This window comes from Pseudarthrobacter sp. CC4, from assembly GCF_048957775.1.
In the GTDB taxonomy this organism is placed as follows: Bacteria; Actinomycetota; Actinomycetes; order Actinomycetales; family Micrococcaceae; genus Arthrobacter.
In genome coordinates this window covers 41,972-53,914 of sequence record NZ_JARCCZ010000007.1, presented here as the reverse complement: position 1 = coordinate 53,914, position 11,943 = coordinate 41,972, and the positions used below count along the sequence as shown (strand labels likewise).

The following is an 11,943-nucleotide window of genomic DNA, read 5'->3' as shown; positions in this document are numbered from 1 at the left end:
AGTAGCCGATTATCCACGTGCTGTGCATAACCCTGTGGATGAAGCTGAACCCATCCTGGTTCAAGACTCGCGGCTGCAGGCAATGCAGGCAAAGCAAGTTTTGAGGGAACCGATTGATGACAGTAGACGAAGCCAACCACGCCAATACTGTCGGAAGTTCCTGGCGGCGCGTTGTCAGCCTGCTGGAACAGGACCACCGTGTCTCACCGCGGCAGCGTGGCTTTGTCATCCTTGCCCAGGCGCAGGGCCTGATCGGGTCCACGCTCCTGGTGGCAGTTCCCAACGAACTCACCCGCGAAGTGCTCCAGACGCAGGTCAAGGACGCCCTGGATGACGCACTGCACAACGTTTTCTCCGAGGACATCCGGTGCGCCATCGACGTGGACACGGACCTGGTTCCCATCCACAAAGAACCCGAGCCCGTCGTCGTCGAGCCGTCCTTCTCCCCGGACCAGCTCATCGAACAGAAGCCGCAGCCCATGCTCCCCAGCACTTCGCACGAGTTCGGCCGCCTGAACCCGAAGTACGTCTTCGACACCTTCGTCATTGGTTCCTCCAACCGCTTCGCCCACGCTGCGGCCGTCGCCGTCGCTGAAGCGCCGGCAAAGGCCTACAACCCGCTGTTCATTTACGGTGATTCGGGGCTGGGCAAGACGCACCTGCTGCACGCCATCGGCCACTATGCCCGCCGGCTCTACAGCGGCATCCGCGTCCGCTACGTGAACTCGGAAGAGTTCACCAACGACTTCATCAACTCCATCCGTGACGATGAGGGCGCCAGCTTCAAGACCACCTACCGCAACGTGGATGTACTGCTCATCGATGACATCCAGTTCCTCGCGGGCAAGGACCGGACGTTGGAGGAGTTCTTCCACACTTTCAATTCCCTGCACAACAACAACAAGCAGGTGGTCATCACTTCGGACCAGCCGCCCAAGCTGCTGGCAGGATTCGAGGACCGCATGAAGTCCCGCTTCGAGTGGGGCCTCCTCACGGACATCCAGCCGCCGGAACTCGAAACCCGCATCGCCATCCTCCGCAAGAAGGCCCTGAGCGAAGGTCTCTCTGCTCCCGATGACGCACTGGAATACATCGCATCCAAGATTTCCAGCAACATCCGTGAACTTGAGGGTGCACTGATCCGGGTCACCGCCTTTGCAAGCCTCAACCGGCAGCCCGTGGATGTGGCACTTGCGGAGATGGTCCTCAAGGACCTCATTACCGACGACGGCGCCCAGGAGATCACGTCCGGCCAGATCCTCCAGCAGACGGCCGAGTACTTCAAGCTGAGCATGGAAGAGCTGTGCAGCAAGTCGCGGACCAGGACCCTGGTGACGGCGCGCCAGATTGCCATGTACCTCTGCCGCGAGCTCACGGACATGTCGCTGCCGAAGATCGGCCAGGAACTTGGCGGCCGCGACCACACCACAGTGATCCACGCTGACAGGAAGATCCGCGAACTGATGGCCGAGCGGCGTGTGATCTACAACCAGGTAACTGAGCTGACCAACCGGATCAAGCAGCAGCAGCGCGACTCCTAGCCGGCCGCACCTATACCTTATTAACAGGTGCATGTGGATAAGCCTGTGGATACTTAAGGGGACAACCGCGGTTAATGGGCTTAAAACCCTTAAGGCGCCTGTGGATTCGCAAAATCGCAAAAAATCTTGTCCCCATCCACACCCTGTTTAAAACCTGCGCCGCCCACAGTGGATGAACAGGGCTTAACCGCTGGAACCCGCGGCAGGGGGAGGTTATCCACAGTTTCCACAGCAGTTATTAACACTACTAATCCCAAAAAATTGAAATCCCTCAAACAACAAGACCTGTGCGCTCGTCCAGACCACACCGGGCCGGGCGGCCCTCCGGGCAGTCGGGACCACCGGGGATGGGTTAATCCCCGATCTTCCGGCTAAGCTGTCAGCAGCGCTCCCATCCTTGGGTTTTCGTGTGGTTCCTGCAGCACGGACCATGCAGGTTCAGGTGGTGGGGCACCCCACTCTTTGGAACTGCCTGCGGGAAGTTCCAGGTCTTATGGCAGCAGCAATGAAAGGCGGCACCCTTCCGTGAAGTTCAGAGTCGATCGGGACGTCCTGGCAGAAGCCGTCACCTGGACAGCCCGGTCGTTGTCTCCGCGGCCGCCGGTGCCCGTCCTGTCCGGCCTGCTGTTGAAGGCCGAAGCGGGCACCGTGAGCCTCTCCAGCTTTGACTACGAGACCTCCGCCCGGCTGGAAATCACAGCGGACATCCGGGACGAAGGCACCATCCTGGTATCCGGCCGGCTCCTGGCCGACATCTGCCGCAGCCTCCCCTCGGCACCGGTCGACGTCGAAACGGACGGCAACAAAGTCACGCTGACCTGCCGCCGAAGCAGCTTCCATCTCGCCACGATGCCCGAGGCCGAGTACCCGCCGCTTCCCGCACTCCCGCCCATCAGCGGAACTGTCCCCGGTGATTCCTTCGCCCAGGCGGTTTCACAGGTCATCATTGCCGCCAGCAAGGATGACACGCTGCCCATCCTCACCGGCGTGCGGATGGAAATCGAGGACGACCTCATCACGCTGCTCGCCACTGACCGGTACCGCCTTGCCATGCGTGAAGTGCCGTGGAAGCCGGTCACCCCGGGCATCTCCACCAGCGCCCTGGTCAAGGCAAAAACCCTGAACGAAGTTGCCAAGACCCTCGGCAACAGCGGTGACATCAACCTTGCCCTCGCCGACGACGACAGCAGGCTGATCGGTTTCGAAAGCGGCGGACGAACCACCACCTCATTGCTGGTGGACGGGGACTACCCCAAGATCCGGTCGCTGTTCCCGGACTCGACTCCCATCCATGCCACGGTTCAGACCCAGGAGCTTGTTGAAGCGGTGCGCCGTGTCTCCCTGGTAGCTGAACGCAACACCCCCGTTCGGCTCGCCTTCACCCAGGGGCTCCTGAACCTGGACGCCGGTACCGGCGAGGACGCCCAGGCTTCCGAGGAACTTGAGGCCCAGCTTTCCGGTGACGACATCACCGTGGCCTTCAACCCCCACTACCTGGTGGAAGGCCTCAGCGTGATCGAGACCAAGTTCGTCCGGTTCTCGTTCACCACTGCGCCCAAGCCGGCCATGATCACAGCCCAGGCGGACGCCGACGGCGAGGACCAGGATGACTACCGCTACCTGGTGATGCCGGTCCGCCTGCCCAACTAGCCCCCTCCAACTAGGTAGCGCTAAGTGTCGTTTTGGAGGTTCAAAACGACACTTAGCGCTACCTAGTTGGGAACACGGTCCCGCAGCCACACCTCTAGCGCAGAAACGAGTTCCAGAATGCACATTGGACTGATCGGCCTTGGCAAAATGGGATTCAACATGCGCGAACGCCTGCGCAAGGGCGGCGTGGAGGTCACCGGTTTCGACCGGAACCCGGACATCACCGACGTCGCCACCCTTGATGAACTCCTTGCCGCAGTCCCGGTGCCGCGGTTGATCTGGGTCATGGTTCCCGCCGGTGAGATCACGGACGCCGTCATCAAGGAACTTGGCGACAAACTCGCCGAGGGCGACCTGGTGATCGACGGCGGAAACTCGCGGTTCACGGAAGACCAGAAACACGGCGAACTCCTCGCCGCCAAGGGCATCCGCTTTGCGGACTGTGGCGTCTCCGGCGGAGTCTGGGGCCTGCAGAACGGTTACGGCCTGATGGCGGGCGGAGATGCTGCGGATATCGAACGCGCCCTTCCGGTGTTTGATGCCCTGCGCCCGGAGGGCGAACGTGAGGACAGCTTTGTGCACGTGGGCGGGATCGGCGCAGGGCATTACGCCAAGATGGTCCACAACGGGATCGAATACGGCCTGATGCAGGCATACGCCGAGGGATACCAGCTGCTGGCTTCCAAAGACATCATCAACGACCTTCCCGGAACCTTCCGCGCCTGGCAAAAAGGCACGGTGGTCCGGTCCTGGCTGCTGGACCTGTTGGTCAAGGCGCTGGATGAAGACCCGGGATTGCAGAACATCGACGACTACGTCGAGGATTCGGGCGAGGGCAGGTGGACGGTGGAAGAGGCCATTGCCAACGCAATTCCCGCCCCGGCCATCACTGCGGCACTGTTCGCCCGCTTCGAATCGCGCGAGGACAGCTCACCGGCCATGAAGATGGTATCCGCACTGCGCCACCAGTTCGGCGGCCACGCCACCCGCCCCGCCAAGTAGCATCCAGCCGGGAACCGCGAGGTTCCCAGAATTGCCGAAAACCGCGTGTACCTCGAACACCTCTCCCTGACCGACTTCCGCAGCTACGCCCAGGTTGACCTTGCCCTGGCTCCGGGCGTCACAGTCCTGGTGGGATACAACGGCATCGGCAAGACCAACCTGATGGAGGCCATCGGCTACCTGGCCACCCTCAGCTCCCACCGCGTCAGCTCGGATGCACCCCTCCTGCGGTTTGGAACGGACCGGGCGTTGGTGCGGGCCCGCCTGGTCCGGGGCGGGCAGACTACGGTCCTGGAACTTGAAATCAACGCAGGGCGGGCAAACCGCGGCCGGATCAACCGCAGTAATCCGGTGCGTGCCCGTGACCTGCTCGGCATATGCCAAACGGTCCTCTTCGCTCCGGAGGACCTGGCCCTGGTCAAGGGGGATCCCTCGAACCGGCGCCGCTTCCTGGATGAGCTGCTCGCGAGCCTTATTCCGCATCATGCCGCGACCCGCAGCGACTACGACCGCGTGTTGAAGCAGCGCAATGCGCTGCTGAAGTCTGCCCGGGCGGGCAAATTCACTCCTGCCCATGAGGCAACCCTCGACGTGTGGGACCAGCACATGGCGAAGGCCGGCGCCGAACTGCTCCACGCCAGGCTTGAACTGGTGGAGCGGCTGCGCCCGCATCTGGCGCGGGCATATGCGGACCTCACCGACGCGTCAAAACCGGCAGACGCCGTCTACCGCTCCACCCTCCAGAGCCAGATGGACGACGACGGCGCAGCGCTCCCTCCCGCTGCGGGCACCGCGGCCGGAGGTGCTTCGCCGGACGTGGAAGACCTGCGCCGGTTCTCTGTGGACGAGTTGGCGGAGCGGTACGTCCGCGCTTTCGCCGAATCCCGCCGGAAGGAAATCGAACGGGGCATTTCGCTCGTGGGACCGCACCGCGACGAGCTGGAACTCATCCTGGGCCAGGCGCCGGCCAAGGGTTATGCCTCGCATGGCGAAACATGGTCCATGTGCCTCTCGCTGCGGCTCGCCTCCTACTATGTGATGCTGGACGACGCCCGTACCGGAGGGTCTGCTCCCATCCTGATCCTCGACGACGTTTTTGCCGAGCTGGACGTCCAGCGGCGGCGTAAACTGGCCGCAATAGTCTCCGGCGCGGAGCAGGTCCTGGTGACCGCCGCCGTCGACGCCGACATCCCGGAAGAGCTGTCCGGACGGCGGGTGAAGGTCATCCCGGGAGGTATTGATGAGCAGGGACAATGAAAAGGGCGGCGGGCTCCAGCCCGGCCGCGATCCCGACAACATCGATGCCCCGCAGGTTGCCCTGAACCGGATGCGGGAAGCAGCCGCAGCGCGCGGCGAAATCCGCAGGGCAGCGCACCGCCCGGGCACCTCAAAGGCGAAAAAGGGCACCCGCGACAGCCGAGGCTTCAGCCAGTTCCACGCCACGGGCCGCGACCCCCTTGGCCTGGGCAAGGTGGTGGGACGCCTGGTGGCGGAACGCGGCTGGACCTCCCCGGTGGCGGTGGGGTCCGTGATGGCTGAATGGGCAACCCTGGTTGGCCCTGAAATCTCGGCCCACTGCGTCCCGGAAAGTTTCACCGACACCACCCTGCACGTCCGGTGCGACTCAACCGCCTGGGCCACCCAGCTGCGCCTGCTAAGCACCAGCCTCCTGGAGAAGTTCCGGGTGGAGCTGGGCGACGGAGTGGTAACCAGCATCAAGGTGCTCGGCCCTGCGGCACCGAGCTGGCGCAAGGGCGGCCGCTCGGTAAACGGCCGGGGCCCCCGGGACACTTACGGGTAGTGCCGGCACCGGACTCTTGAAAATCCGCCCAACGGCGTGTAGAGCGCTGTAAGGGACGCCGGGCGTATAGGCACCCGGAGGCCGTACTTCCAGCGCGCCCTAGGCGCGGCCAATGCCCTCGCATGGGCACACCACTGTCCGCCGACGGCCCTGGAATGCGGGGAAATGGGCTGTCGCGCGGTAGAATCGGTGTAGATAACTGGGCGCGGGTGAAACGTTGACTGAGTCCGTTTTCGCGCGCTCACAGCACGCGGAGTGCGGATCCCCACCGTCAGCAGGCCACCGGCGCTATAAGTTTGTGCCTGTTGGCGGATGACTTTCCTGATCCAGGAGGGGACTCGGCCGGCCATCATCGAGAACAGAGGAGTCGACAGCGCCTGTGGCTAACGACAATACAGATATTCTGGCAGCTGAACCCGCAGTCGAGGATGCCCGTACGCCTGACACCCCGGCCGCATCGGCGACGCCGCGTGAATACGGTGCCAGCGACATCACTGTCCTTGAAGGCCTGGAGGCGGTACGGAAGCGCCCGGGCATGTACATCGGTTCTACAGGACCGCGCGGACTCCACCACCTCGTCTACGAAGTTGTTGATAACTCGGTGGATGAGGCCCTTGCAGGCTACTGCACCCACATCGAGGTTGTCCTGCAGGCCGACGGCGGCGTGAAAGTGGTGGACGACGGCCGCGGCATTCCCGTGGACATGCACCCTACGGAGCACAAGCCCACGGTTGAAGTGGTCATGACCATCCTGCACGCCGGCGGAAAGTTCGGCGGCGGCGGTTATGCCGTGTCCGGCGGCCTCCACGGCGTCGGCATCTCCGTGGTCAATGCCCTCTCCAGCCGCGTTGATACTGAAGTGCGGCGCCAGGGCCATGTCTGGCGGATGTCCTTCGCGGACGGCGGCAAGCCGCAGGGCAGCCTGGTCAAGGGTGAGGAAACGGACCTCACCGGTACCACCCAGACCTTCTACCCGGATCCCGCGATCTTCGAAAGCACCGAATTCGACTTTGAGACGCTGCGCGCCCGCTTCCAGCAGATGGCCTTCCTCAACAAGGGCCTTCGCATCACGCTGACGGACGAGCGCACCGCTGCTGAGGCGGATGCCGACGCCGACCTGGACCTGGACGCCGTCGTTACCGAGGGCGAAGTCAGCGCAGAGCACCGCACCGTGGTGTACCAGTACGACGAAGGCCTGCTGGACTACGTCAAGCACCTGAATTCCGGCAAAAAGGTGGATGTGGTCCACGAAGACGTCATCGCCTTCGAAACCGAGGACAAAGAACGCAAGATAGCCCTCGAAATGGCGATGCAGTGGACCAACGCCTACTCGGAGAGTGTGCACACGTACGCCAACACCATCAACACCCATGAAGGCGGAACCCACGAAGAAGGCTTCCGCGCTGCCATGACGTCCCTGATCAACCGCTACGCGCGTGAGAAGGGAATCATCAAGGAAAAAGACGACAACCTCACCGGTGACGACATCCGCGAAGGCCTTACCGCCGTCATTTCCGTCAAGCTTGCCGAACCCCAGTTCGAAGGCCAGACCAAGACCAAACTCGGCAACTCCGAGGTCAAGGGCTTCGTCCAGCGCGTGGTAACTGACGGACTGGGTGACTGGCTGGAACGCAACCCCGGGCCCGCCCGGGACGTCATCCGGAAGGCGATATCCGCAGCGCAGGCCCGAATGGCCGCACGCAAGGCACGGGACAACGCCCGCCGGAAGAGCCCGCTGGAATCCTTCGGCATGCCGGGCAAGCTCTCTGACTGCTCCTCGAAGAACCCGGAAAAGTGCGAGGTCTACATCGTCGAGGGTGACTCCGCCGGCGGCTCCGCAAAACGCGGCCGCAATCCGGAGACCCAGGCCATCCTGCCCTTGCGCGGAAAGATCCTGAACGTGGAGCGCGCACGCCTGGACAAAGCGTTGGGCAATGCCGAAGTCCAGTCCATGATCACCGCCTTCGGAACCGGTATTGGAGAGGATTTCGACCTCTCCAAGCTCCGCTACCACAAGATCGTCCTGATGGCGGATGCCGACGTGGACGGACAGCACATCACCACCCTGCTGATGACGCTGCTGTTCCGCTACATGCGCCCCCTCATTGAGAACGGCTATGTCTACCTTGCCCAGCCGCCGCTGTACCGCATCAAGTGGTCCAACGCAGCCCATGATTACGTCTACAGCGACCGCGAACGCGACGCGAAACTCGTGGCCGGCCAGGCGGCCGGACGCCGGATCCCCAAGGACAACGGCATCCAGCGCTACAAGGGCCTCGGCGAAATGGACTACACCGAACTGTGGGACACCACCATGGATCCGGACCACCGCACCCTGCTGCAGGTGACGATGGACGATGCCCTCGCGGCGGACCAGATCTTCTCGGTCCTGATGGGCGAGGACGTTGAATCACGCCGCAACTTCATTCAGCAGAACGCCAAGGACGTCAGGTTCCTCGATATCTAGGAAGCACGCTGTCCTAATATTCGGAATCTCACATATACCTGAAACGGAAATTAATTAATGAGCGACGAAACACCCGAGAACCCGGCCTCCGACGCCGGCACTCCGGACACCGTTCTTGAAGGCGACGTGCTGATCGACCGCGTGGAGCAGGTGGACCTCCAGACAGAAATGCAGCGGTCCTACCTGGACTACGCCATGGCTGTCATTGTTGGCCGTGCCCTCCCGGACGTCCGGGACGGCCTGAAGCCGGTCCACCGCCGGGTCCTTTACGCGATGTTCGACGGCGGCTACCGGCCTGACCGTTCCTTCAACAAGTGTGCCCGTGTGGTGGGCGAGGTCATGGGCCAGTACCACCCGCACGGCGATACGGCGATCTACGACGCTTTGGTCCGCCTCATCCAGGACTGGACCATGCGCTACCCCCTGGCCCTCGGCCAGGGCAACTTCGGCTCCCCGGGCAATGATGGCGCTGCGGCACCCCGGTACACCGAAACGAAGATGGCCCCGCTTGCCATGGAAATGGTCAGGGACATCGACGAGGAAACCGTCGATTTCCAGGACAACTACGACGGCAAGAACCAGGAACCCACCATCCTGCCTGCAAGGTTCCCCAACCTGCTGGTGAACGGGTCCTCCGGCATCGCCGTCGGCATGGCCACCAACATTCCGCCGCACAACCTGCGCGAAGTGGCGGACGGCGTGCAGTGGTACCTGGCGAACCCCGGCGCCAGCCGCGAAGAACTGCTGGAAGAACTCCTGCTGCGGATCAAGGGTCCCGATTTCCCCACCGGCGCCACCATCCTGGGCCACAAGGGCATCGAGGATGCCTACCGGACCGGCCGCGGCTCCGTCACCATGCGCGCGGTGGTAAATGTCGAAGAGCTGCAGGGACGCACCTGCCTGGTGGTCACCGAGCTGCCGTACCAGGCAAACCCGGACAACCTGGCCATCAAGATCGCCGAACTGGTCAAGGACGGCAAGATCCAGGGCATTGCGGACCTCCGCGACGAGACCTCCGGACGCACGGGCCAGCGCCTGGTCATCGTGCTCAAGCGCGATGCCGTGGCCAAGGTGGTGCTGAACAACCTTTACAAGCACACCGAACTGCAAAGCAACTTTTCCGCCAACATGCTGGCCATTGTTGACGGCGTCCCCCGCACCCTGAGCCTGGACGCCTTCATCCGGCACTGGGTGACCCACCAGATGGATGTCATTGCCCGCCGCACACGGTACCGGCTGCGCAAGGCCGAGGAAGAGGCCCACATCCTGCGGGCGCTCCTGAAGGCACTGGACATGCTGGACGAGGTGATCGCCCTCATCCGCGCGTCCAACACCACCGAAGCGGCACGCGACGGACTGATGGAACTGCTCGACATCGACGAGCTCCAGGCCCGCGCCATCCTTGACATGCAGCTGCGCCGCCTCGCCGCCCTGGAACGGCAAAAGATCCAGGACCGGCACTCCGAGCTTGAAGCGTTGATCGCCGAGTACAACGAAATCCTTGGCTCGGAGCAGCGCCAGCGCGGGATCATCAGCACCGAGCTCGGCGAGATCGTGGACAAGCACGGGGACGATCGCCGTACCCGGATCCTCATGGGATTCGACGGCGACATGTCCATGGAAGACCTCATTCCCGAAGAGGAGATGGTGGTTACCATTACGCGCGGCGGCTACGTCAAGCGCACCCGCAGCGACAACTACCGTTCGCAGCAGCGCGGCGGCAAGGGCATCAAGGGTGCCCAGCTCCGCGGCGACGACGTGGTGGAGCACTTCTTCGTCACCACCACCCACCACTGGCTGCTCTTCTTCACCAACCTGGGCCGCGTCTACCGCGCCAAGGCCTATGAGCTGATGGAGGCGGGCCGCGATGCCAAGGGCCAGCACGTGGCCAACCTCATGGCGTTCCAGCCGGACGAACACATCGCCCAGGTCCTGGACCTGAAGGACTACCAGCAGGCGCCGTACCTGGTCCTGGCCACCAAGCGAGGGCTGGTCAAGAAGACCCGGCTCGAGGATTACGACACCAACCGTTCCGCCGGCGTGATTGCCATCAACCTGCGCGACGGCGACGAGCTGGTGTCCGCGCAGCTGGTTTCGGAAACCGACGACCTCCTGCTGGTGTCCCGCAAGGGCCAGTCCATCCGTTTCACCGCCACCGAGGATGCCCTCCGGCCCATGGGCCGGGCAACCTCCGGAGTCACCGGAATGAAGTTCCGCGAGGAGGATGAGCTGCTGGCCGCCAATGTGGTGACTGACGGCTCCTACGTCTTCATCGTGACCGAGGGCGGGTACGCCAAACGGACAGCGGTGGAGGAATACCGGCTCCAGGGACGCGGCGGGCTGGGCATCAAGGTCGCCAAGCTTGCCGAAGAACGCGGCGACCTCGTGGGCGCGCTGATCGTCCAGGAAGAGGATGAGGTGCTGGTGGTCATGGAGGGCGGCAAAGTGGTCCGGTCCTCCGTTGCCGGCGTCCCCGCCAAGGGTCGTGACACCATGGGCGTGATCTTTGCCAAGCCGGACAAAAACGACCGGATTATCGAGGTGGCACGCAACAGCGAACGCGGCCTCGAGGGCGAGGAATCACCGGAGGATGACGTAACGTTGGCTGAAGACGGCGGATCCCTCGAGGAATCAGCCAGCCCAGCATTGGCAGAAGAACCACCGGCCGTTGAGTCAGAGGACGCCTCGGGCAACGCTGAGCAGAACGAAGACTACACGGAGGTAACGAGTGAGTAATCCCGACTCATTTCCCAAGTCGAACAGTACCGTTCCCGACGGCAGCCGGCCCTCAGCCGCTCCACGGGTAAACGCCCCCGTTCGTCCGCAACAGCGCCCTGCCGCCCCTGCCGCCGCCCAGGGGCAGCGCCCGGCAGTCCCCGGCCAGCGTCCGACCCAGGGCGACCGGCCGGCGGGACCGCCGGCCCAGCGTCCCGTGGGACAGCCCGGCCAGCGCCCGGCACCCGGCCAGCGTCCGCCGTCGGCCGGTACAGGGCAAGGCACCCCGGGCCTCGTCAAGCCTGCTCCGAAAGCGAAGGTCCGGCGTGCACGGCTGCTGATCAGCAAGGTGGACCCGTGGTCCGTCCTCAAGATGGCTTTCCTGCTGTCCGTGGCACTGGGAATTGTCACCGTGGTGGCCGCCATTGTGCTGTGGACTGTTCTTGACCTCACCGGAATCTTCGATCAGGTGGACAGCCTGTTGGGTACCTTGGCCGGCTCCGAAGGCGGCGGCTTTGAGCTGAAGAAGGTGGCTTCCCTGGGCCAGGTGGCATCCTTCGCCACCATCATCGCGGTGGTGAACGTGGTCCTGCTGACCGCGCTCTCCATGCTTTCCGCCGTGCTCTATAACATCTCTGCCACCCTTGTGGGCGGCATTGGCGTCACCCTCACGGACGACTAGTTCCCTGTTTTCGCCGGCCAGATACCGGCGAAAACGCCCGATTTGAGATCGGGCCGGGATGTGCTGTAAAGTCATGTCTCGGCCC

8 protein-coding genes are annotated in these 11,943 nt (G+C 63.5%); all 8 read left to right on the top strand.

The genetic code is table 11. The features are described from left to right. The first annotated feature begins 116 nt into the window (after nucleotides 1–116). Complete coding sequence (dnaA, locus tag PV768_RS06605; RefSeq protein WP_157240151.1) at nucleotides 117–1,541, top strand: chromosomal replication initiator protein DnaA; 1,425 nt, start codon at nucleotides 117–119, stop codon at nucleotides 1,539–1,541. Between the two features lie 525 nt (nucleotides 1,542–2,066). Next, nucleotides 2,067–3,191, top strand: coding sequence for a DNA polymerase III subunit beta (gene dnaN / locus PV768_RS06600; protein ID WP_321214845.1), 1,125 nt, complete (start codon nucleotides 2,067–2,069; stop codon nucleotides 3,189–3,191). A 117-nt stretch (nucleotides 3,192–3,308) separates the two neighbouring features. Next, entirely contained in the window at nucleotides 3,309–4,193 is an 885-nt protein-coding gene (gene gnd / locus PV768_RS06595) for a phosphogluconate dehydrogenase (NAD(+)-dependent, decarboxylating) (RefSeq protein WP_421092594.1), read from the top strand. 45 nt (nucleotides 4,194–4,238) lie between these two features. Next, entirely contained in the window at nucleotides 4,239–5,450 is a 1,212-nt protein-coding gene (gene recF / locus PV768_RS06590; RefSeq protein WP_323058121.1) for a DNA replication/repair protein RecF, read from the top strand. Beyond that, on the top strand, nucleotides 5,434–5,994 hold the full coding sequence (locus PV768_RS06585; protein WP_421092593.1) for a DUF721 domain-containing protein: 561 nt from the start codon (nucleotides 5,434–5,436) through the stop codon (nucleotides 5,992–5,994). Before recF ends, PV768_RS06585 begins: the two co-directional genes overlap by 17 nt. A 379-nt stretch (nucleotides 5,995–6,373) precedes the next feature. Further along, on the top strand, nucleotides 6,374–8,461 hold the full coding sequence (gene gyrB / locus PV768_RS06580; RefSeq protein WP_321214848.1) for a DNA topoisomerase (ATP-hydrolyzing) subunit B: 2,088 nt from the start codon (nucleotides 6,374–6,376) through the stop codon (nucleotides 8,459–8,461). 57 nt (nucleotides 8,462–8,518) lie between these two features. After that, nucleotides 8,519–11,197, top strand: a complete 2,679-nt coding sequence (gyrA, locus tag PV768_RS06575; RefSeq protein ID WP_421092592.1) for a DNA gyrase subunit A — start codon at nucleotides 8,519–8,521, stop codon at nucleotides 11,195–11,197. Beyond that, nucleotides 11,190–11,858 carry a DUF3566 domain-containing protein gene (locus PV768_RS06570; protein ID WP_421092591.1) on the top strand — a complete coding sequence of 223 codons (669 nt, stop codon included), beginning with the start codon at nucleotides 11,190–11,192 and terminating at the stop codon, nucleotides 11,856–11,858. Before gyrA ends, PV768_RS06570 begins: the two co-directional genes overlap by 8 nt. Nucleotides 11,859–11,943: the final 85 nt, after the last annotated feature.